Origin of the sequence: Anaerotignum propionicum DSM 1682, from assembly GCF_001561955.1 — a bacterium.
Taxonomy (GTDB): Bacteria; Bacillota; Clostridia; order Lachnospirales; family Anaerotignaceae; genus Chakrabartyella; species Chakrabartyella propionicum.
In genome coordinates this window covers 1,262,980-1,285,241 of sequence record NZ_CP014223.1, presented here as the reverse complement: position 1 = coordinate 1,285,241, position 22,262 = coordinate 1,262,980, and the positions used below count along the sequence as shown (strand labels likewise).

Here is a 22,262-nt window from a genome sequence, read left to right as displayed (position 1 = left end):
AAACTTTTACAAGACAATACTACCATATATTTCATAAAGTGTCAACGCAAATTTCCTACTAAGTCACTGTTCTCATTTACATTGTTTCATAATTTTCGTCATTTTCTAACGTATTTTTCTGTATTGCAGCCCTTGCTAATTGGTCACATCGCTCATTTTCAGGATTATCAGCATGTCCTTTTACCCAAATAAAGGAAACATGATGAATTTCAAGCAGTGCCAACAGTCGCTCCCATAAATCTACATTTGAGGCCTTTTCCTTGTTATTGCGCATCCAACCTTGACTGCGCCATTTTTTTGCCCAACCTTTTTCGATCGCATCTACTACATATTTTGAGTCACTATACAGCTTAACGGCACAAGGCTCCTTTAAGGCCTCCAGTCCTTTAATCACAGCTAAAACTTCCATACGATTATTAGTTGTTTTGCGATATCCTCCTGACAGCTCCTTTCGGGCAGTGCCATATAGCATTACTACGCCATATCCTCCTGCGCCTGGATTTCCGGAGCATGCACCATCTGTATATATCACAATTGTCTTCATTTCCTCTCCTCCTCCAAAAAGCAAGCTCCCATTAGGATATCCTCCCTTGTGGTAATCTTGATATTTTGATAGCTGCCATGAATGACCTTTATCTTGGCGCCATAATGCTCAACGACAGAAGCATCATCCGTGCCAAAAAAACCATCCTTCTCCGCCTTTTCGTATGCCTTTTCTATCAAATCTCTGGAGAACGTCTGGGGTGTTTGTATGTGCCATACTGTACTGCGATCAGGTGTTTCAAGAACCATCCCATCTTTGTCGCAAATCTTAATGGTATCCTTTGCTGGTACACCAAGTACACATCCATCAAAATTTTGCGCTGCATCTATGGAACAGTTAATCATTTCTTCTGTTACAAATGGGCGCACACCATCATGTATTAAAACGACTTCTGAGGCTAGGGAAAGTGCCTTTAGACCACACTTCACAGAATCTTGTCGTTCCTTCCCTCCACAAACCACAGCACTAATTTTCTTCCAGCCGTATTTCCTTACCATCGCCTTAACACTCTCTATATCATCTCTGCCTATTACCAAAACAATCTCTTTTATTTTGGAAAACTCCTCAAAACGATCTACCGTATGAGCTAAAATTTCTTTTCCTTCCAACATCAAGAACTGCTTTCGGGTTTTCCCACCCATGCGCTTGCCCTGCCCCGCAGCAACAATAATTGCAGCAGAAATACGTTCACCCTCCACACTTCTTCTCTCCCTCTATCAATAAAAGCCCCATGCAACCCTTTTTGACAGGGATCGTTTGCTTTGGGGCTTTCATTCTCTTCATTTTATGAAGCAGCAGCAACCATTTTTGTAAAAATCATTCGGCCTGCTGCTGTTTGCAACACGCTGGTTACTACAACATTCTTCGTTTCACCAATAAATTTATTACCGCCATCCACAACAATCATGGTGCCATCATTCAAATACGCAATGCCCTGTCCCATTTCTTTGCCGGCTTTAATAATCGTAACTTGCATTTCTTCTCCCGGAAGCACTACAGGCTTTATGGCATTTGCCAGTTCATTGATATTTAGAACCCGAACACCCTGAAACTCAGCAACTTTATTTAAGTTATAGTCGTTTGTAACAACAAAGGCATCCAGACTTTCCGCCATCTTGAGCAGCATGGAATCAACCTCCATTGACTGCTTTGTGGAATATTCTTTGATTTCAACGGGTACTGCCAACTGCTTTTGAATTTCATTCAAGATATCTAAACCTCGACGACCACGGTTTCTCTTCAAACCATCGGCAGAGTCCGCAATATGCCGTAATTCTTCCAGAACGAAATTTGGAATAATAATTTTGCCCTCAATAAACCCGGTTTGCAGCAAATCCAGAATTCTACCGTCAATAATTACACTTGTATCTAATATCTTAGGTTGTCCATAAACGGAAATTTTCTCTTGTGGTGCCAAAGCAGGAATAATCATTTTTTGTAAGCTTTTTACATTAAATTCGTCCTTCTTTCTTCTTGCCACACGAATTCCCAAAAACCCAAACAGTAAGTTTAACAATACCACAATGAAAGTTCCGATTGCACCAAATCCGCTAAAGGCAATGCCGATAAGGTTTGCAATGATCAAACCAACAACACAACCAAGAATTGTCAATGCCAATTCCTTTACATTCATTTTGGTTAATCTTTCTTCTGTTTGAGAAAGCCTTTTTAACATCATTTCCGTTAAGGGCGATGATAAGATAAGATAAAATATAAGTCCGGTGAATACTGCTAACCCCATTGGCACATAAAAAGGCATGGATATATGCCATTGGAAAAAGTTAGATATGAATAGAATATGCAAGAGCGCATAGCTCGCCGCCATAACGATTAAACTCATAATAATCTCAACAAGTCTTTTCATTCTTCCACCTCCTTCCCCCATTTTTGGCAAAAGGGTAAAATACCCATACTTTACCATAAAGAAATAGTATCAATTTTCTAACCATTTTGCAAGCAATTCTTCTGCTTTTTCGCTATTAATTTCATAAACAGATATAATTTCACTGAGTACAATCTGTCTAGCCATTCCTAAAAGCCTGCATTCCGCCGAGGAGAGCTTCTTTTTCTTTTCCTGTTCATAAAGCGCTTTAATGACTTCTGCGGCCTGATCCAGTTTCCCTGTTTTCAAACGACAAAAATTCTCCTTCTGTCTTAAATTCCAGTTATCTGATAAGGTTGGCCTGCTTTTTCCTACCCGAACCAACGTTTCCTCTACAATGTTCCTTTCCTCCGGCAGGCGAATTCCGGATTTTTCTGCACCATCTTTTGGAATACGAATCATTACGTTGCCAGTGGGTATACGGATAATATAATATTCTCCATTTTCTGTTCCTTCAATTTCCTCAATATATCCTGCCCCATGCAAAGGATATACAATTTTCTGTCCTGCTTGAAACATAATCAATTCACTCCTTTTTTCTAATTTTTTCCGAAAAAGGAGATTCTTATGCCAATTATAGGACTTTATTATCATAAATCATTTTTCGACGGAAGTCTTTAAGTTTTCCTGACAATTTATTTAAAATTTATTGTCATATTTTAATAAATCCATTTTCTCACTAATCTTTTTGTAATATAAAAGAATTCAATAAGGAAATATAAGAATCTTGTAGCAAAAAACAATCCCCTAATAATAGCATTTTTTGTTCTTTTTTAAAAAAGAATGCTCATATTTTAAGTAGAGAAAGTATGTTATTATGAGGAATAATTTTCAACGAAAAAACTAACCTTAATTACGAAAAGTTTTCCGTTCCCTTTTTGTAATTTCACAAATTTCACAAAACATAGTTATTTAAACTACGTTCTGCGTTTTAATATTGCAATTCCTTAACTTTTTTGCTATTATAATGTTTATTGAAGTACAGCATCGAAGGAGGACGTTATGGCAGACTATCAAATTTTCAGTGACGGCGCTTGTGATATCGGGAAAGAACGAGGAGAGGAATTCGATATATCTTTGATTCCTTTTTATGTATCCCTAGATCACCAAAAATATTTTAAGGAGATTGAAGAAATATCCTTAGATGAATATTATAGATTTATCATCGACGAGAACGGATACCCCAAAACCTCTTTGCCCTCTGTTCAAGATTTTATTGATGCCTTTCGTCCGGCTTTGCAACAAGGCAAAGATATTATTTGTACAACTGTTACACATTCCCTCAGCAGCTCAATACAGTCCGCCACCACAGCAAAATTAATGCTGGAGGAAGAGTTCCCCAATGCAAAAATTTACGTTGTGAATTGCTGGCATATTACAGGATCTCAAACACTGATACTTATGGAAATGGCTAAAATGAAAAAAGCCGGTAAAACAATTGAAGAGGTTATGGAATACGTTGAAAAAGCCAAAGTGGATGCCCGTATTCATTTTATGGTGGGTGATTTAAGCCATCTTGAAGTTGGAGGAAGAATCGGCAAGATTGCCGCTCTGTCGGGAAGCATTTTAAAAATCAAGCCTTTGATTATTCTCAAAGGTGGAGAAATCAGTGTTGGTGGAGCTGTCAGAAGTAGGAAAAAGGGTCTGGCAAAGCTAGTTGAAATTTCAATCAATCACTTTAAATCAACTGGTGAAAATCCAAAGGATTATATTGCTCACATTGGAACAACCAATGTTTGGGATGAAGTTCCTGAATTTGAAGAAGCATTGAAAAAGGCTTTTCCCGAAATGGAATTCATCTCTCCTTTCCAAATCGGTGCCACAGTAGCTTCTCATACCGGTCCGGGAACAACAGGTTTTTGCTTCGCAAAAAAATATGAAGCTTACCACTTATAATTTTGTTTACAGCGGCAATCACAGCTTTGTGACTGCCGTTTTTTTGTTTGAGGAAGCAATATAAATTACATTGGGCAGGTATTTCTAAGAGAAATTTTGACTTTATAAGGTTTGTTTTACAAGTAGAAAAAAGATATTTTCACCCTGCGCAATTCGATAAAATAAAAAGGAAGAGCCCATAAGTTCTCAATTTTCTGTAAAGACTTATGTCGCATCTTGCGGTAATCAATACAAAATAATCCCGTAGAGCGATTGTTTTTTTCTTTTCATTTGATACAATAGGTGAAGTGCAAATGAAATTTTTAACAACATATTAGTCAATTTTGAATGGGAATGATTTTACTACAGGGGGAATTTTAATGCAAATTGGTGGACTTCAAAAGCTTTCTTTACTCGACTATCCCGATAAAACTTGCTGCACTATTTTTACCGTCGGGTGTAATCTTAGGTGCCCATTTTGCCATAATGCCTCTATTATACACCTTCCTTTTTCCGGAGATATCATTTCTGAAGAGGAACTGTTTTCTTTTTTGAAAAAAAGGAAAGGACTTTTGGATGGTGTTTGCATCACCGGAGGAGAACCCCTGCTGCAAAAAGATTTAGAACCCTTTTTTTATGAAATAAAATCCCTTGGCTTTTCAATCAAGTTGGATAGCAATGGCAGCTTTCCAGAAAGATTGCAACAGCTTATCTCAAGCAAACTTGTGGACTATGTTGCGATGGATATAAAAAATGCCCAAGATAAGTACAGCCAAACCATTGGAATCAAAAACTTTGATCTTGGGCCAATCAAAGAAAGTGTGTCCATCTTAATGGCAGATGTGGTACCTTATGAGTTTAGAACCACCGTGGTACGTGAATTACATACAGCAGAAGATATGCTGGCACTGGCCCAATGGATACAGGGCTCTGAAAAATATTATATTCAAAGCTTTGTGCATTCAGATGATGTGTTGGCAAAGGATCTCAGTGGTTATTCTGAAAAAGAATTACGGAATCTCCTTCAAAGCATTCTTCCTTTTCTACCTTCAGCCGAACTGCGGGGGATATAATTCATTCCATAAGTTGTGGTTCTATCTAAAATTAATACTACATATTGTATTTTATGATTGTATGTATAAGCCATCTGTGCTACAATGATAAAAATAAAAAAGGAATCGAGGTTAAGAGAGATGTATAGAGTAATTAAAAGAGACGGTCAGTTTGCTGAGTTTGATTTAATCAAAATCAGTAAGGCAATCACCAAGGCTTTTGAATCACAAAATAAGCAATATCATCCACAAACCATTGATTTTTTATCTTTAAAAGTCACAGCCGATTTCGAACCTAAAATCCAAAACGGTTTTATCTCTGTAGAAGATATCCAAGATAGCGTTGAAAATATTTTGATTAAAAGTGGATACGCTGATGTGGCTAAGGCTTTTATTTTATATAGAAAGCAGCACGAAAAAATGCGGAATATGAAATCTACTATTTTAGATTTTAAAGAAACCGTGGACAGCTACCTAAATGTAACGGACTGGCGAGTAAAGGAAAATTCCACTGTTACATATTCCGTAGGGGGGTTGATTTTGAGCAACTCCGGAGCCATTACTGCAAACTATTGGTTAAGCGAAATTTATGACACAGAAATTGCCCAAGCCCACCGCGATGCAGATATCCACCTCCATGATTTGTCCATGCTTACAGGGTATTGTGCAGGGTGGAGCTTAAAACAGCTCATTCAAGAGGGCCTAGGGGGAATTCCCGGAAAGATTACCTCCTCACCTGCCAGCCATTTAGCAACCCTTTGCAATCAAATGGTGAATTTTTTGGGTATCATGCAGAACGAATGGGCAGGTGCTCAGGCGTTCTCTTCCTTCGATACCTATTTGGCTCCATTTGTAAAAGCAGACAACCTTTCCTATGATGCAGTAAAAAAATGTATTGAGAGCTTTATCTATGGGGTAAATACCCCATCACGTTGGGGAACACAGGCTCCTTTCTCCAACATTACCTTGGATTGGGTCGTTCCCAATGACCTTGCTGAGCTGCCTGCAATCGTAGGCGGTAAGGAAATGGATTTCAAATATAAAGACTGTAAAAAAGAAATGGATATGGTAAATAAGGCCTTCATCGAAATCATGATAGAAGGAGATGCAAACGGACGGGGATTCCAATATCCTATCCCCACATATTCCATCACCAGAGATTTTGACTGGAGTGACACAGAAAATAATCGTCTGTTATTTGAAATGGCAGCCAAATATGGCACCCCCTATTTCTCAAATTATATTAACAGCGAATTGGAACCCAGTGATGTGCGAAGCATGTGTTGCCGTTTACGTTTGGATTTACGGGAGCTTCGAAAAAAATCAGGAGGATTTTTCGGTAGCGGAGAAAGCACAGGTTCTATTGGTGTTGTAACCATTAACCTGCCCCGCATTGCCTATCTAGCCAAGGATGAAAAGGATTTTTATGCCCGCCTTGATAAGAAGATGGATATTGCGGCAAGAAGCCTTAAAATCAAGCGTAATGTTGTAACGAAACTGCTAGAAGAAGGTTTGTATCCTTATACAAAGCGTTATTTGGGGGGATTTGGCAATCATTTTTCCACCATTGGCCTAATCGGAATGAACGAAGCGACCCTCAATGCAAACTGGATAAAAAAAGATATCTCCCATCCTGAAGCCCATGCCTTTGCCAAGGAGGTTCTGAATTATATGAGAGAACGTCTTTCCGACTATCAGGAGAAATATGGAGACTTATACAATTTGGAAGCCACTCCTGCTGAAAGTACAACCTTCCGTTTGGCAAAGCATGATGTAAAGCGTTATCCGGATATCATTACTGCAGCTAAAGCTGGTGAGACACCTTATTATACAAATTCCTCCCATCTTCCTGTGGGCTTTACCGATGATATTTTTGAAGCATTGGAATCCCAGGATGATTTGCAAACACTTTATACCTCAGGCACTGTTTTCCACGCTTTCTTAGGTGAAAAGCTACCGGGATGGAAAGCCGCTGCAACGTTGGTGCGAAAAATAGCTGAAAATTATACCCTGCCCTATTACACCCTTTCTCCTACCTATTCCATTTGTAAAAATCATGGATATATTAATGGAGAAAAGTATGTTTGCGATAAATGTGGAGGCACAACAGAGGTATACAGCCGCATAACAGGTTATTATCGTCCGGTGCAAAACTGGAATGAAGGAAAAACCCAAGAGTTTAAGGATAGAAAACTATATGATTTAGACAAAAAACATTTTGTAAAACATACTTTCAAACAAGAGAACCTCAAACTTGACAGCTTTCCCATAAAGAAAAAGCAAAATCCAGAAACGGAAAATAGGATTATGCTTTTCACCACCAGCACTTGCGTAAATTGCAACATGGTAAAATCCTTTTTGTCTCAAGCAAATATAACTTATGAGCTGATACAGGCAGAAGAAAATAGCGAACTTGTGGAGCAGTACGGAATTAGAAGCGTACCTGCGATGGTTGTGCAAAATGGATTAGAATTCACCCTATATGTGAACCCATCTAATATAAGAAATTATATAGAAACACAAACAGCACTGGTGTAATTTATAAAACATCCCATAATGATAGCATCTAAAATTATCATTCTTAAGAATTGAAATAAAAGAATACATATAATGCCGTGACGATCCAATGTCATGGCATTGTTTTTTATTTCTTCGCCAAAACCCTTTATGGTGATATCCTTAGAAAATGATCGTGACCCTCCCTATTTCTTTGACAGATCTTTTTCGTCTTCCTTAAGATATCTACCACTCCCCTCACTGCATTAAAGTCTAATTCTTCTGCTACCATCTTTCGTCTCTTCTCCTCTCATCCTTATAACACGCAAAGGACATTTCACAAAAAAAATAGGTTTCATCTTTATTTAAGATAAAACCTATTTAAACCAATCTAACTTTCAAATTGTTAATTACATTCTGTTTGCAGCATCAAAAGCTAATTTTGACCGTTCACATTCATCAGCCCTCATTGTAATCTGATAGCAAAGAGGACTACCTTTCATTTTCTCGCTGGCATAACTTAGACCATTGGTTCTCTCATCCAATAATGGATGGTCTATTTGCTGAGGGTCTCCAAGTAAAATCACCTTCGTTCCCTCCCCTACACGGGTAATCAACCCTTTGGCCTGCTTCGGTGTTAAATTTTGTGCCTCATCAATGATTAAATATGTATGTGTCAAGGTTCTACCACGGATAAAATTCATCGCCTCTGCACAAATGGTATTTTCAAAAATCTCATGAATTTTAGATTTTATTGCAAGGTCATCCAGAGATTTTTCACCTTTGTTTCTTCGCAGCAATACTTCCAGATTGTCAAGAATTGGTCGTAAAAATGGCGCAATTTTTTCTTGTTCCGTACCGGGTAAAAAACCAATATCTTCGTCAAATTGTACATTCGGTCGTGTAACCAAGATTCTTCTGTATTCTCTATCATTCTCCTGCAAGGTTTTAGCTAATCCCACGGCAAGAGAATAAAATGTTTTTGCTGTTCCTGCTGTCCCTTTTATAATGACAAGGGGTGCTTTTTTGGCAGTTTCCATTAAAGCTTCCTGTAAAAAATATTGCCCTAAATTCTTTGGTTTCACTCCAAAGGGCTGTAGTTTTGAATAATTCAAAGAAATAAATTTGTTACCGTCAAAGCGAGCTAACAATGTTTTTTGTTCATTTATTTCCGAGCGCAGTGTGTAAAATTCATTTATAATGGGGGTTAGAGATTTCTTTTCATTGGCTATATATGTATAGGCATCTTCTAAACAAATTCCTTTTTTCTTAAAGGAAGCCATTGCTTCATCTGATACAAAACATTCATTTCGACCGGTATATTGCCCTTCTAAGGATGGTGCTTGTTCATTTGCAAAATCCTGGGCTTCTATTCCCAGCATCTGGGCTTTCAGTCTAACCAAAATATCCTTTGTAACTAAAATAACGGACTCGCCATTTTCGCAAAGTCCTCTGCAAACCTGTAATATTCGATTGTCATTTTTATTATTTGAAAAATCCGGCGGAAGCTCTATATTAACAAAATTAGGCTCTATGCGAAGACATCCTCCATTAGAAAGCAAAATACCTTCAAGAAGGTTACCCTCTTGTCTCAATTTTTCTAAAAAACGGATACAAGACCTCGCATTTGAACCGCATTCTCCATCCTCTGTTTTAAGCTTATCCAACTCCTCTAAACATACAATAGGCAGAACCAAATTGTTTTCCTCAAAGCATAGCAGTGAAGCCGGCGACTGTATCAATACATTCGTATCCAAAACATAGGTTTTTTTCATATATTCTCCCCTTTAACAGAATTTTTAATATTCTATGTTATTCCCTAACCAAATCCCCGATTCCATCTATAACAAGTCGTGGTCTATAGGGGTATAAGTCTATCGTCTCTTCAGAGGTAACACCACTTAAAACAAGAACCGTATCCAAACCACTTTCAATCCCCGCAATAATGTCTGTATCCATCCTATCTCCTATCATAACGGCATCTTTAGAATGTACCCCAAGCATTTGTATTCCCGTACGCATCATCAGGGGATTTGGCTTTCCTACGAAATAGGCATTCTTTCCTGTTGCCGCTTCAATTGGGGCAACCAAGGCTCGGCATGCCGGTATGATTCCACTTTCCGACGGCCCTGTTAAATCCGAATTTGTACCAATTAGCTTTGCGCCGTTTAGCACAAACTTTACTGCAAGGCAAATACTTTCATAATTATAACTTTTGGTTTCACCCACAACCACATAATCAGGATTTGTATTACTAATGGTAATGCCTGCATCATAAAGAGCATGGTAGAGACCCGGATCACCAATCACATAAGCACTGCAATTAGGCATTTGCTTGCTTAAAAACTTGGCAGTGGCAAGGGCACTGGTATAGAAATGCTTTTCATCCACCTCTAATCCCAACATCTGTAATTTCTGTTGCAGTTCCTTGGGCGTACGATTGCTAGAATTCGTCAAAAATAAAAATTCTTTGTTTTCACGGTAAAGCCAATGGACAAATTCTTTTGTACCGGCTAGCAAGTTGTTGCCATGGTAAATCACACCATCCATATCACATATAAATCCCTTTTTCTCTTTTATTTTATCCAAATCAAAACTCCTTCCTCAAAATAGGTTTATTGGTACAGTTTTATTTTAAAATATAACTGTTAATTCTAAAGCAAATTGGGGTTAGTAATTCGTAAAACATCCTCATATATTTAAAATCCTCACAAAGTTCATCGCCTTATCCCCCTAGGAATGTAAATCTAGAATCACTTATTACGTCATATGGGAAAAATTCTTTTAATGAAGCACAAGAAAACTTCCTTCTATGTTAATACCAAATGGCTCAGTGCCAACTTGAAAGCAGCAGTGAAATCCTTCCCTTTACGATACATCGCCGCACTTACCTCATCATTAGCAAATATTTTACAAAACCCACAAATTCAAGTATATTTTTACAAAAAATAATAATATTAAATAGCAGACTAAAAAACCTGAACGGAAGTGAACAGTATGCCCTTATGGATTATAATTACTTATTCCATTGTAACTGCTCTTTGTATTTTTTCAGTAATAAAGCTTTTCGCAAGGGGTGATACACCTTTTGCAAAGGAAGCATTATCAACTTATATATTTTACACAATATTTTTTGTGGCAATTTGGGTTTTTCGTATAGAAATTCCAGGCTATATATTGCTCTTGGCCATGCTCACCATTTTGGGTGCTTGTTTTTTGGGTCACTATTTAGGAGGCTATACTAAATCCAGAACCTTCGATCGATATCTTCATGCATTTGGTTCTTTTTCATTCTCACTGATAACTTATTGTACCTTGGATAACTTTATAATTACCGGAAGCTCTGCCTTATTTCAGGCAATCTTTATATTTTGTGTCGGCAATACCCTTGGTGTTTTCTTCGAACTCATGGAGATGTACCATGATGTTTCAAAAAAAGACGAACCGAAAACACAAAAAGGACTTCGGGATACAGATATGGATATGTTGTTTAACTTAATTGGTTCTACGCTTGCAGCGGCCTTCTCATTTTTCTGGCTCTTACAATAAAAAAGCGGTGCCTGATTTATCAGACACCATTTTTATTGCTTTGAATCATATTTCAAATTTGCCACTCTAAATATTTTTTATATTAATCTTACAGTTTCATTTTTATTTAAGATAATCAAATCAGCTTCTAAATAACACTATTTTATCCTTTTATGATATGAAAAATGCTTTTCACGAATCTTTGCATCTTATCAAAAACATTCACTTTTCCTCCCAAAAACATCAACAATTTTGCAAAGCCTATTGATATAATTAAAAATCGTAATGCATTCCCTATTAAATCCAAGCTTCATATCTCCTTTGAAAGAATTTTCACCCACAACACGTATTATTCCATAAAATGAATTGGGGGGTTGTAAGTACCTCATATCAGTTTCGACTCAGGATTTACTTTCTCTATTCCCTTTCTTACTTAAAATGAAACTATTGAATTGCCTAGCTTTGGTCAAGTAAAGTAAAAGGATATTCCATTGAAAGAAGCCACATTATTTTAAATCCTAACGTTTCATTCATATTTGTACTGCTCATTTCACATCTATTGATGTAAAACCACTTAACATAACAAGCTTACGCAACATCGGATGATACATAAAAGGGCATTTGATGATTTTTTTGAAAATTTTTAAACGGAGATGAAATGTTTTTCTAAGATATTTTTTCTCCTTATTTTTACTTTGAAGGGCAAACGTCTCAGCTAATAGTATTGCACTATCTATGGCAAAGCTGATACCTTCAAGGGAGCTGGGGCTAATAAATCCGGCCGCCTCCCCAATCAAAAAAGCTCTGTTTTTTCCCGTGCAAATATCAAAATAGGATTTCGGGCGCAAAACAATACAAGCCTCCGTTTTAATGGGCTTTCCAAAACGGAAACCGTATTTCCCCAGTCGTTGTTTCTGCTTCTCAAAGTCGTTGCGACAATTTTGAGGGGCAAAAGCACCGCCAAATATAAGTACATCATCTTTAGAGATAGACCACGAACAGCAATCACTTGTTTTTTTATCAAAAATGCAGGAGTAAAAAGGCGTTTTGTGCTGTTCACGAAAGCTTTGCTGTATTGCCACATAACTTGGCATAGTCTTATTAGGATATAAAGTCTTACGAACTATGGAATTGGCACCATCTGCACCAACAAGATATCGGGTATGAAAAACGCGGCCATCAAAAAGCTCTACTGTATATCCCTTTTCATTTATAGAAAAATTGCGAACAATTCCATTTGTCTTTTCCACATTGTCAGGTATCAAGCTTAACAGCCACATATCAAACTTGTGCCGATCCAAATTTATATAGGTTCTTTGATAATGACGTATCAAACCCGACTCTACATCTATGGTTTTAACAGAAAATATTTGAGGGTCAGCCAATATATCCTTAGGCATTGTAATATTTAATTGAGCCAAAGAACGCTGTGCATCCTCTGAAAGAAGTCCACCGCAGGGTTTTTGAAATCCACTATCTTTCTCCTTTTTATCTATTAAAATCACACGATATTTTTTAGGCAAAAGCCTTGCTAATGTTGCACCTGCCGGCCCCCCACCAATTATCAAAATATCATAGCACTCACTTTTCATAGTTTCCTCCTTTGTGTTCATATATCATTGGTATATAATCGAAACTATTTTAAATTGTAATTTAGATAAATCCATATTCTTTAAATTATACAAGTTTCCAACTGTAAATTCAACTGGTAAGACTACGCATTCCATAATAACCCAATTTTTTACATTACCTACTGATAGTCCTAATGATGAAATTTATGAAAAAACTTCAGTCTTTAATTATTGTTTCTCTTGGTTGTGCTAGTGTCTTCACTGTGGTAAAATGAAAAAAAATTTTTAAAGTCCTCTTAAAATTTAAGAGGTAAAAAACTACTGAACATCGACTTTATTACATACGCAACCGATAATTGCGCTATAGTTGGTTTAAGCAACACAGATTATCTGTTAAGCTTTTTCTCAGAAAGGAGGCACAAAAATGAATATTAGCATATCACTTTTACTTGGGGGCATTTTCATTTATCTGGCTATTGGGGCAATTATCATTTATTTGATTGTACTTATCATAAAGGCCCTAAAAAAATATATCCGTTCCGATGGGGTGCGAAAAGAAAAAGACAGAGTAACTAAATCCCTAGGGGAAGCATTGAAAGAAAACCGTACTCGCTGTAAAATGACCCAAGAATTTGTAGCAGAAAGCGTGGGCGTCAGTCGGCAAGCTGTATCAAAATGGGAAAACGGCACTTCTGACCCCAGCACTTCAAATCTATTGGCCTTGGCAAACTTATATGACATTTCCGCGGAAGATTTACTAAAGACAGTCAAATGAGCTCTCTTTCTTTTACAAGCTCGTAAATCAAAATCTCCAACGAACAATAGTCAGAAAAATAGACTGAATCTATGTGAACCATGGATTCAGTCTATTGAGTCGTCCAATTTTTACATGCGCCATATCTGCGCCTAAAATAGTTATTTTTTATTGTTATTATACATTGGTTGTTTCAGAACTTCCCCCACATCATAGGGAGTTGTCAATTGCAAGCATTAAGTTGACGATACCTTAATACATTCGTCCGCACAATCTTTGCAAATTGCTGCACATTTTTTGCAATGCTCATCTTCCATAACGCCACACTCCTGAGCACACTTTGCACAAATTTTTCCGCATAACTCACAATATTCATATGCCTGATGTCCATTCATTGACATCAAAGCAACTGATGTTTCACACATCTTAGCGCATTCCATCAAAATAAAAAGGCATTTCTTCCTTTTGGTTACATCTGTCTCTTTTAAACATGCGTCAAAGCATTCATAGCAAGCCTGAGTACATTTCACACAGGCATCAATGCAAAGCTGAAATTTATCTGTTGCTTTCGTAACCATTCCCATTCTAAAACCTCCTAATTGTTTTTCTTTTTTATCATTTGAAATTAAGGCAATTCTATTCATAATTTTAAAGAATTCCTAATGCTTTTGACTAAATATTAATCATTAATCGGAATAACAAAAAAACATCTATCCGTTTAAAACTACTGAAAGAATAGATGTTTTTTAGATTTCCTATTATTATATTAAAGCATTTCTGCTAATTCGTTAAAAGCTTTCTTTCGTCACATTATCATTCATATGATGATGCAACATGGACTCACCATGATTCAGCTTAAACACTTCCATTTTGTCCAAGCCAATGGTATCAAATACTTTTTTTGCAAAATGACTATTTTTAAGCACATTCTCTTTATCTTCTTGGTTGTTGCTAAAGGTAATTTCACCTGTAACTTTTACATAGTCATATTTATCATTGGTTGCGCAAAAGCAAATTTGGGGATTTGCCTTTAATTGTTTGCTCAAATCTGTATCAGATGACACATAGAATAAAAGTCCCTGATCTGTTATATGAGCCACTTCAAAAGGGCGAGTATCAGGTTTGTTTCCGTCACAAGTTGCCAGATTACCGAACTTATTTTTGTTTAAAAAATCAATAGTCTCTTTCATAGCTACCTCCAAATTATGATATCTTTTACTCTATTTTTAACGATTTGTGAATAGTTATACACATTATTTTCACCATAAATTGGAATGTTATTTTTCAGAAATTATTTATATAGATAAAACTTCAGGTTTTGAAAACATAGTAAAGGAGATTTTTCATATCAAACCTTATTTTCTCACTATTAATCTTTTTTATTTATTTTTTTCGGCACTTCTCAATAGATATTTATATTTTAAATTCATTTTAGAAGATATCAAAAATATGATAGGAGTTTTTACCATTCTGTTTAATATAATAAAGTGCCTTATCCGCACAACTATAAAGCATCTCAAAATTCACCTCATTTTCTCTTGCAAACGCAATTCCCATGGAAACAGAAAACCTTCCGTCAGGATTAATTTCTGTTTCATCCTTACGGAGCTGTTGCATAATCGCAGTTGCTCTGTGATGAATCTTCTCGTAGGAATGGGTGCCCTCTTTAAATATAACAAACTCATCCCCTCCAAGCCTGGCCGCTTTCTCATCACTACATAGGCATTCCTGTAACTTTTTAGCAAAATTGATTAATACAGTATCCCCGGCAATATGTCCGAAAGAATCATTGATTTGCTTGAAATTATCGATATCAAGAATGAACAGACATCCTCCTTTCTCCCTTTCAAGGTAGAAATTGACTTGTTGACGTAAATATCCTCGTTTCCAAAGCCCCGTCAGCTCGTCAGTACTGGAGATATTCTCCATATATCTCACCTGTTCTTCTTTTGATTTTAGCTCCAGCTCCAAATACTTTCTTAAAGTAAAAAGTTCTAAAATGCGCTCTATTCGAGCCATCATTATTTCGGGAACAAAGGGTTTAGAAATAAAATCCTGAGCGCCAACAGAAAGCCCTTTTAACTCCAGTTCCTTATCTTGCTCAGCTGTAAGCAAAATAATAGGAATAGCAGCAGTTTTTGGATTATCTTTTAGGATGTCTAATACCTCAAATCCATCCATCTCCGGCATCATAATATCCAAGAGAATTAAATCCACCGTTTTTTCTTGCAAATACTCAATTGCTTTTTTCCCCGATTTTGTACAGACAACATCATAAGATTGTTCTAAAGTTTTGGCAACATATTTTAAGTTTGTAACAACATCATCAACAACCAAAATTTTCTTCTTCTCCATTATTTTCCTCTCTTTCTATTTGGGCATATGCTAACTTTAATCGCTCTATGGCTTCTTCAAATTCAAAATCAGCAATGTAAGTAATGGCCTCCTCAACCAGCTCCATTACTTTTTCCTGAGAGTAGTGACAGGCATTCCATTCTTGTGCCAAAATATCTGCATCATTAATTGACATATTTTCGCAAACTTCTAGAAAAGAAGTAATCATCGTTTTCGCTTTTTCTGTTGTTACCTCCTTTTTCTTTTGTAACAAGGAGGACTGTTTATACAACTCTACTGCCTGTTGTAACTGGAATATTAAGGTTTTATACTGGGTTAAAAACATAGCGTGATGATTTTCCACATACAACCTATCATTTTGTTTTCCCGCCATCTCCAATTTCCCCGCTAAGTTTGATAGTGCAGTTGCACCGATGCTTTCTGCCGCACTTTTTACGCCATGTACTTCTATTACATAACGTGAAATATCTTTGTTGGCGTAGGCATATTCAATTGCCGAAAGAGAAGTTTCCCTTGCAAAAGCCTGCACTATACTAATATATATTTTTTCGTCACCACGGCAATTGACCAACCCCTTCATCCATTCATAATGCTCTATATTGCTAAAATATTTCTTTAAGCTCTGAGATGGCGATGGGTCAGCCTCTGCCCCCTTGGATGCTTCAATAAACTCAATTTTCTCCATTGGCAGCCAGCGCTCAAGGACTGATTGCAGCCTATGGGGATCAATTGGTTTTGTTAAATAATCATCCATTCCATTTTCTAAAAACATTTTTTTCGCATCATTCACAGTATTTGCCGTTAATGCTACCACCGGTGTGCAATGATAGTCTTTTTCGGAGGAACGAATGAAAGTTGTTGTCTCTATGCCATCCATGCCCGGCATCATATGATCCATAAAAATAATATCAAACAAAATTCCATCTTCTAATAGCGTCAGTGCCTGTTGACCGCTGGTGGCCGTTTTACACGCAATGTGATAACCTTCCAAAAGAGCCGAAATTACCTTTAGGTTTACAACATTGTCATCCACCACCAAAATGCTTGCATTTGGAGCATAAAAAAATGTTTCCGAAAGCCCTGTCGTTTTTCTGCCTCTTTTCGTTTCAAATTGCTCTTCTCCAATGCCTTGGGGAATACTAAAATAAAAATTACTCCCTTCCCCATAAACACTTGTTACCCCAACATTGCCTTCCATGGCATTGATTAAATTCTTACAAATAGCCAGTCCAAGACCTGTTCCTTCTAATTCTCTATTTCGTTTGGAGTTCACTTGGGTGAAACTATGAAATAATTTTTGAACATCTTCCTCCCTAATACCGATTCCGGTATCTATAACTTCCACCAAAAGAACACCCTCCTTCTTCCCAGTGAAAGTCCAGTCAAGCACCAATTTAATTTCGCCGTGATCGGTAAATTTTACTGCATTGTTCAATAAATTCGTTAAAATTTGCCGCAACCGCATAGAATCCCCTAATAGCACCTTTGGGATATCTTTTTTCATCTCCAAATTTAAAGAAACTTCTTTTGTTTCCAGTTTATATTGCACAATATTTAAAACATCCTGTACAGCTTCTAAGAGAACATATTCAGATGTTACAATTTCAATTTTTCCTGATTCGATTTTTGAAAAATCCAAAATATCATTAATAATGCCCAAAAGATTATTAGACGCACTTTTAATAATTTCCACATATTCTCTTGAGGCACCATCCAAATCACGAGATAGCAGAATTTCACTCATACCGCAGATTGCATTCATTGGCGTTCGTATTTCATGGGAAACATTCGCTAAAAAATCTGCCTTTGCCTGGGCAGATACCTCTGCTTGCTTTTTCGCCTCGGACGTTTCTTCCATTTTTATTTCAACAATTTTCAGTAAATCTTCACTGGTCTGCATGCTGTCAAACGCCAGCTTTTGAAACCGCTGGTTCCAAGAAATCACCAAAATAAGTAAAATATGGGCTATGAGAGAAGCTGCTGTAATAATCAATATTTTCTCTTGTGCCCCTTGCCGCAGAGAATACACAGAAAATAAGACCGTACATAATAGAATAAAATAGTTATATTTTAGATATTGAAATAATGAAATCATACATGCAGTTACCAAAAGCAAAACATAGCTCAGGTAAGGCATGGGCTCGGAGAAAGAAAATATCAACTGTGTTCCCAGTAAGGAGCAAGTTATAATCCAGCCTTGCAGACGCATTGAAAGCAAGTTTGAGGTGGTAAGTACACCGACAACCAAAACCATAACAATTAAAAAAGTGGCCGTATAAACGCTGAGATTCATCTGCTTGAATCTCAATGCCAGATATAGGCAAAAGTATGTATAAAAGCGAAAGGCAACTTTCGTAATATTTTTGCTGTCAATCAATTTATCCATCTACGTCCTCCTTGCCAATTACCCCGACCCCTTTGGGTAACACAAAAGGTATTCCCCCCTGTTGCAGATTTCCTGACATTTCTTCACAATAATGTTCAACGCCATCACACTGAAAGATTAATTTTTTACCATCAGAAGAAGCGATTCTAAAATTCTTCCCTTTCAGTTGAATCAATACATCTGAAAGGTTTGCCAAATTCCCCATCCGATAAGAGGTATACCCTTCCAACCAGCGCATGGTTGTAGATTCTTTCCAAAGGAGTATGTCCAATTCCCCATCCATGGGTGTATGTTCTTTGGCAGGATAAAATATGGAATTATAACGCCTACCATTTGCAATATGCACCAAAAGATAGTTGCCATTATAATTTTTCCCGTCAATGGTTATATGTAATTCTTCCGGCTTAAAACCTACCAAGGTATCTAAAAACAAAGCAAGACGATAAGCAAAATTGTCGTTAATGGACATGGTTTTTTTGATCCTATCAACAATTGACTGCATACGGACATCTGCTCCCACAGAAAGGGAGTTACAGCAAATGGCATCCTGTAACTGCACATAATCTAAAAAGGCTGCCTGCCCCTCTATTAAACAATCTAAATCCATAAAAAGATGTCTCTCTTTAAAATTCTCTAAAAAATCCGACCTTCCTCCATTATGAAAAAATGCAATTTCCCTATTTTGAAAAGAGTCTATGCCTCGCAAAACATGAAACAAGGTAGTGGCATCGCCACAAGAATAAAATCGGATATTTTCCTCTTGAAATAGACGACACATTTTAGAAACCAATTCCGCTTCATGACCAACATAATTACGATTAAACACAAGATATTCGAAATTTTCTTTGTTCATCAAAAAACTACGAATTTCATTTCCGCTCATAATCGCTTTACATTCCTGATTGATGATAAAAATATGTTTCATGGGAATCCTCCCTTTATGTACTTATTTTTTTATTGACTCTTCTAAATAGCTTCGCATAGGTAAAACGGAATTTCCTTTTTTTCGTTGTAGAAAATTATCTGTAATTTTAAATACCTTTCCTGAAAGAGCTAGAATTGCAATGGCATTGGGTACAGCCATTAAGCCATTACAAGTATCTGCCAAGGCCCATACAAACTGTGCATCTGTATTGGCACCAATAAAAATAAGCACAACAAACAAAATTTTAAACATAAGGGTATATCTGGAACCGCCAAAGTATTCCCCCGCTCGCATACCATATATTGACCATCCAATCAGTGTGGTAAAGGCAAACAATACAACAGCAATGGTCACAATCGCGGCGCCGCCTCTGCCCAGAACAGTATGAAAAGCATAGAAGGTAATGTTAACACCCGTTAAACCAATAACCTTGTCTGCATCTGTGGTCAAAATAGCCAGTGCCGTTAAAGTACAAATAATCATAGTGTCAATAAAAACTTCAAATCCTCCCCAAATGCCTTGAATAACAGGTTCCTTTTGCTCGGAAAGGGTGTGAATCATAACGGAGGTTCCAAGGCCAGCCTCATTTGAAAAAATTCCTCGAGCCATTCCGTAGCGGATGGATTTAGAGACTATATAGCCCGTTATCCCGCCCCCTACAGAGCCAAGGCTAAAGGCCTCTTGAAAAATATCCATAAATACACCGGGAATTTTGTCTACATGGAAAAAAATTATTATTAAAGCACTAATACTATAAAATCCGGCCATAAAAGGCACCAATTTTCTTGAGAAGGAAACAATTCGCTTTAACCCGCCGAATACAATAATTCCGGTGAATATAGCCACACAAGTTCCTGTCAGCATGGGATCAATCCCAAAGGTGGACTCCAAAGAAGTAGAAATGCCATTAATTTGCGCTATATTTCCTATCCCAAAAGTTGCCACAAAACAACAGCATGCAAAAATTGTAGCAAGAGATTTCAGTTTCATCCCCCGCTCAATATAAACCATGGGTCCACCCATCCATTCGCCTTTACTATTGCGATACCGATAGTAAATACCAAGTACATTTTCAGCATACTTAATAATCATCCCCAAAAAAGCCGAAATCCACATCCAAAAGACAGCGCCCCGTCCTCCTGCTTGTATGGCGGTTGCCACACCAATAATGTTGCCCGTTCCAATCGTTGCGGCCAATGCAGTCAACAAAGCTTGAATTTCTGAAATAGAATTACCTTCCTTTTCATATTTCATTTCTTTGTAATGTTTTTTCGCCTGACGCCAATTTAGATAACTGAACCATCTGAGTTGAAAAAATTTTAAGCCGAAGCTAAAGTAGATTCCTGTTCCCATTAAAATGATAATCATGGGAACTCCCCATACCAGTTGGTTCAGTACTTGATTGATTTCCATAAAATTCGAAAACGTTTCTTGCCAGTAGATGCCCCACTTAATCACATGAAATCCTCCATCCATTTTGAGGAAATGAAATTGTGTTCTCTTCATTCGCCATTGCCATTGCTCAATGGTAAAAAAGCAATTGGTTTTAACTAAGTTCCAATGGTTGTTTCAATTATATAATACATATACTAAAAAATTTGCAAGCCCATTAGTTTCTCTATTTTCCCAAATTATAGTAAAATTAAATAAAAACACTTCCATTTTAAAATTATTTTTAATAAAAATGTAATTACTTCTATTTTTTTCTAATTTAATTATAGTGTATTTTTTTTAATTATTCAATACGAGAAATTTTCGCCGCTCTTTGGAAAACCTGAAATCCATATAAACGAATAAGAGATTTATTCAAGATGTCAAAAAATTTCTGCTCACAAAAACCTCCTATGTTTTATTGTGTCTTTTCCAGACCCCAACAAATATCTCATAGGAGGTTTTACAATGCATATTTATATTCATTGTTTGTTAAGTCTAAAAACGAATCAACTGTTTAACAAACGATTTGAAATTAGGTGAGCACTTTTATGGTAAGAAAAATTGACAGTTACTTTGACACCAATTTAAAATCCATATCTCACTGCTTATGACTTATTATCTGATCTCAGACGTCCCAGCGCATTCCTTTTCATAAAGTGCTAAAACATCCTCTAACTTTTCTTTTAAAATTACACCATGCCCAGGTGCAACACATTTTAAATCCAAATCTCTTATTTTCAAAACTACCTGCTTTTCCTCAATGGTAGCTGGCGCAAACACCTTATCAAAATATGATTTTGCTCCCTGCAAAACATCCTCTACGGAATAGTCTTTGTCAAGGGGTGGCTGACAACCTAAATACTGCCCAAACAAATCATTTGAGAATAAAATTTTCTCATTTTCAAAATAAGTAACCATATTGTCATCCCAGTGCAGTCCCGGAGTATGGGTAAAACGAAATTGGAATGTTCCTATTTTCAGCGTGGATAAATGCTCTACCGCTATGAATTGCCCATTTGGGTAACGGGAAATTAGGCGCTGTTTACATGCCTCTGTACAGTAAATGGAAATATCCTCTTTTTCAGCCAGCAATAAACCTAGGGCACCACTATGGTCTTCTTCAGAATGATTCAAAATGATAGCATCCAACTGGCTAATGGGAATCAGTGCTTTTAATTCAGTTAAAAACACCTCCCCCGCCTTTTCAGGGACAGTATCAATTAACACATTCTTTTCTCCTTGCAAAAGATATGCTAAAAAGGAAAAACTTAAATTTGGTTTTTGTATAACCTTTCCGAGAACTGAAATTTTTTCTGAAATTGGATAATACATAATTTTTTTCCTCCTTTATTTTAAACAAACTCACTGTTTTATAATAACTTTCGTTTTTAAATTTTTAGAAAATTGAAAAGCGGTGAGAACCAGAAAGTCTGTTCTCACCGCTTTTCATTCTTGTTTCA

General features: G+C 36.8%; 19 protein-coding genes. 5 read left to right on the top strand and 14 right to left on the bottom strand.

What is annotated here, in order from left to right; all coding sequences use genetic code 11:
• Positions 1-76: 76 nt before the first annotated feature.
• The 4 genes from rnhA to CPRO_RS06070 all read right to left on the bottom strand — a co-directional run bounded on the left by rnhA (position 77) and on the right by CPRO_RS06070 (position 2,945).
• Positions 77-544, bottom strand: coding sequence for a ribonuclease HI (rnhA, locus tag CPRO_RS06085; protein WP_066049118.1), 468 nt, complete (start codon positions 542-544; stop codon positions 77-79).
• Complete coding sequence (gene ispD / locus CPRO_RS06080; protein ID WP_236782395.1) at positions 541-1,242, bottom strand: 2-C-methyl-D-erythritol 4-phosphate cytidylyltransferase; 702 nt, start codon at positions 1,240-1,242, stop codon at positions 541-543. The genes rnhA and ispD overlap by 4 nt, the downstream gene beginning before the upstream one ends.
• A gap of 86 nt (positions 1,243-1,328) precedes the next feature.
• Positions 1,329-2,408: a PIN/TRAM domain-containing protein gene (locus tag CPRO_RS06075; protein ID WP_066049115.1), complete on the bottom strand. Its 1,080-nt coding sequence runs from the start codon at positions 2,406-2,408 to the stop codon at positions 1,329-1,331.
• 69 nt (positions 2,409-2,477) lie between these two features.
• Positions 2,478-2,945 carry a CarD family transcriptional regulator gene (locus CPRO_RS06070; protein ID WP_066049113.1) on the bottom strand — a complete coding sequence of 156 codons (468 nt, stop codon included), beginning with the start codon at positions 2,943-2,945 and terminating at the stop codon, positions 2,478-2,480.
• Between the two features lie 483 nt (positions 2,946-3,428).
• On the opposite strand from CPRO_RS06070, the gene CPRO_RS06065 reads away from it, so the two are divergent.
• The 3 genes from CPRO_RS06065 to CPRO_RS06055 all read left to right on the top strand — a co-directional run bounded on the left by CPRO_RS06065 (position 3,429) and on the right by CPRO_RS06055 (position 7,891).
• Complete coding sequence (locus CPRO_RS06065) at positions 3,429-4,322, top strand: DegV family protein (protein ID WP_066049110.1); 894 nt, start codon at positions 3,429-3,431, stop codon at positions 4,320-4,322.
• Between the two features lie 359 nt (positions 4,323-4,681).
• Positions 4,682-5,374 carry an anaerobic ribonucleoside-triphosphate reductase activating protein gene (locus tag CPRO_RS06060; RefSeq protein ID WP_066049107.1) on the top strand — a complete coding sequence of 231 codons (693 nt, stop codon included), beginning with the start codon at positions 4,682-4,684 and terminating at the stop codon, positions 5,372-5,374.
• Between the two features lie 120 nt (positions 5,375-5,494).
• A complete protein-coding gene (locus CPRO_RS06055; RefSeq protein WP_066049104.1) occupies positions 5,495-7,891 on the top strand; it encodes a ribonucleoside triphosphate reductase in 2,397 nt (798 codons plus the stop codon).
• Between the two features lie 368 nt (positions 7,892-8,259).
• Here CPRO_RS06055 and CPRO_RS06050 read toward each other — a convergent pair whose 3' ends face one another.
• Both CPRO_RS06050 and CPRO_RS06045 read right to left on the bottom strand, forming a co-directional pair.
• The gene (locus tag CPRO_RS06050) at positions 8,260-9,624 is read right to left on the bottom strand and encodes a PhoH family protein (RefSeq protein WP_066049101.1); all 1,365 of its coding nucleotides are present in this window, start codon (positions 9,622-9,624) and stop codon (positions 8,260-8,262) included.
• Between the two features lie 37 nt (positions 9,625-9,661).
• Complete coding sequence (locus tag CPRO_RS06045) at positions 9,662-10,438, bottom strand: HAD-IIA family hydrolase (protein WP_066049099.1); 777 nt, start codon at positions 10,436-10,438, stop codon at positions 9,662-9,664.
• 408 nt (positions 10,439-10,846) lie between these two features.
• Here CPRO_RS06045 and CPRO_RS06040 point away from each other — a divergent pair, with 408 nt between their 5' ends.
• Positions 10,847-11,398, top strand: a complete 552-nt coding sequence (locus CPRO_RS06040; RefSeq protein ID WP_066049096.1) for a DUF2238 domain-containing protein — start codon at positions 10,847-10,849, stop codon at positions 11,396-11,398.
• 524 nt (positions 11,399-11,922) lie between these two features.
• Here CPRO_RS06040 and CPRO_RS06035 read toward each other — a convergent pair.
• A complete protein-coding gene (locus CPRO_RS06035) occupies positions 11,923-12,969 on the bottom strand; it encodes an FAD-binding protein (RefSeq protein WP_066049093.1) in 1,047 nt (348 codons plus the stop codon).
• A 403-nt stretch (positions 12,970-13,372) separates the two neighbouring features.
• On the opposite strand from CPRO_RS06035, the gene CPRO_RS06030 reads away from it, so the two are divergent.
• Positions 13,373-13,723: a helix-turn-helix transcriptional regulator gene (locus tag CPRO_RS06030; protein ID WP_066049090.1), complete on the top strand. Its 351-nt coding sequence runs from the start codon at positions 13,373-13,375 to the stop codon at positions 13,721-13,723.
• A gap of 215 nt (positions 13,724-13,938) precedes the next feature.
• Here CPRO_RS06030 and CPRO_RS06025 read toward each other — a convergent pair whose 3' ends face one another.
• The 7 genes from CPRO_RS06025 to CPRO_RS05995 form a co-directional block, all read right to left on the bottom strand.
• On the bottom strand, positions 13,939-14,286 hold the full coding sequence (locus CPRO_RS06025; protein WP_066049087.1) for a four-helix bundle copper-binding protein: 348 nt from the start codon (positions 14,284-14,286) through the stop codon (positions 13,939-13,941).
• A gap of 204 nt (positions 14,287-14,490) precedes the next feature.
• Positions 14,491-14,892 (bottom strand): pyridoxamine 5'-phosphate oxidase family protein, encoded by a 402-nt coding sequence (locus CPRO_RS06020; protein WP_066049084.1) that lies wholly within the window; start codon positions 14,890-14,892, stop codon positions 14,491-14,493.
• A gap of 241 nt (positions 14,893-15,133) precedes the next feature.
• A complete protein-coding gene (locus tag CPRO_RS06015) occupies positions 15,134-16,057 on the bottom strand; it encodes a diguanylate cyclase domain-containing protein (RefSeq protein WP_066049081.1) in 924 nt (307 codons plus the stop codon).
• Complete coding sequence (locus tag CPRO_RS06010) at positions 16,029-18,443, bottom strand: ATP-binding protein (protein ID WP_066049078.1); 2,415 nt, start codon at positions 18,441-18,443, stop codon at positions 16,029-16,031. Before CPRO_RS06010 ends, CPRO_RS06015 begins: the two co-directional genes overlap by 29 nt.
• Positions 18,436-19,368 (bottom strand): diacylglycerol/lipid kinase family protein, encoded by a 933-nt coding sequence (locus CPRO_RS06005; protein WP_066049075.1) that lies wholly within the window; start codon positions 19,366-19,368, stop codon positions 18,436-18,438. The genes CPRO_RS06010 and CPRO_RS06005 overlap by 8 nt, the downstream gene beginning before the upstream one ends.
• A gap of 21 nt (positions 19,369-19,389) precedes the next feature.
• The gene (locus CPRO_RS06000) at positions 19,390-20,826 is read right to left on the bottom strand and encodes an alanine/glycine:cation symporter family protein (protein ID WP_236782394.1); all 1,437 of its coding nucleotides are present in this window, start codon (positions 20,824-20,826) and stop codon (positions 19,390-19,392) included.
• Between the two features lie 591 nt (positions 20,827-21,417).
• On the bottom strand, positions 21,418-22,134 hold the full coding sequence (locus CPRO_RS05995) for an FprA family A-type flavoprotein (protein WP_066049072.1): 717 nt from the start codon (positions 22,132-22,134) through the stop codon (positions 21,418-21,420).
• Between the last annotated feature and the right edge of the window lie 128 nt (positions 22,135-22,262).

Excerpts from the sequence above, each read along its gene's own strand:
- CPRO_RS06065 (WP_066049110.1), top strand. The coding sequence starts at position 3,429 with ATGGCAGACTATCAAATTTTCAGTGACGGCGCTTGTGATATCGGGAAA.
- rnhA (WP_066049118.1), bottom strand. The coding sequence starts at position 544 with ATGAAGACAATTGTGATATATACAGATGGTGCATGCTCCGGAAATCCA.
- CPRO_RS06075 (WP_066049115.1), bottom strand. The coding sequence starts at position 2,408 with ATGAAAAGACTTGTTGAGATTATTATGAGTTTAATCGTTATGGCGGCG.
- CPRO_RS06015 (WP_066049081.1), bottom strand. The coding sequence starts at position 16,057 with ATGGAGAAGAAGAAAATTTTGGTTGTTGATGATGTTGTTACAAACTTA.
- CPRO_RS06005 (WP_066049075.1), bottom strand. The coding sequence starts at position 19,368 with ATGAAACATATTTTTATCATCAATCAGGAATGTAAAGCGATTATGAGC.
- CPRO_RS06010 (WP_066049078.1), bottom strand. The coding sequence starts at position 18,443 with ATGGATAAATTGATTGACAGCAAAAATATTACGAAAGTTGCCTTTCGC.
- CPRO_RS06070 (WP_066049113.1), bottom strand. The coding sequence starts at position 2,945 with ATGTTTCAAGCAGGACAGAAAATTGTATATCCTTTGCATGGGGCAGGA.
- CPRO_RS06055 (WP_066049104.1), top strand. The coding sequence starts at position 5,495 with ATGTATAGAGTAATTAAAAGAGACGGTCAGTTTGCTGAGTTTGATTTA.
- CPRO_RS06040 (WP_066049096.1), top strand. The coding sequence starts at position 10,847 with ATGCCCTTATGGATTATAATTACTTATTCCATTGTAACTGCTCTTTGT.
- CPRO_RS06030 (WP_066049090.1), top strand. The coding sequence starts at position 13,373 with ATGAATATTAGCATATCACTTTTACTTGGGGGCATTTTCATTTATCTG.
- CPRO_RS05995 (WP_066049072.1), bottom strand. The coding sequence starts at position 22,134 with ATGTATTATCCAATTTCAGAAAAAATTTCAGTTCTCGGAAAGGTTATA.
- CPRO_RS06035 (WP_066049093.1), bottom strand. The coding sequence starts at position 12,969 with ATGAAAAGTGAGTGCTATGATATTTTGATAATTGGTGGGGGGCCGGCA.
- CPRO_RS06020 (WP_066049084.1), bottom strand. The coding sequence starts at position 14,892 with ATGAAAGAGACTATTGATTTTTTAAACAAAAATAAGTTCGGTAATCTG.
- CPRO_RS06060 (WP_066049107.1), top strand. The coding sequence starts at position 4,682 with ATGCAAATTGGTGGACTTCAAAAGCTTTCTTTACTCGACTATCCCGAT.
- CPRO_RS06025 (WP_066049087.1), bottom strand. The coding sequence starts at position 14,286 with ATGGGAATGGTTACGAAAGCAACAGATAAATTTCAGCTTTGCATTGAT.
- CPRO_RS06050 (WP_066049101.1), bottom strand. The coding sequence starts at position 9,624 with ATGAAAAAAACCTATGTTTTGGATACGAATGTATTGATACAGTCGCCG.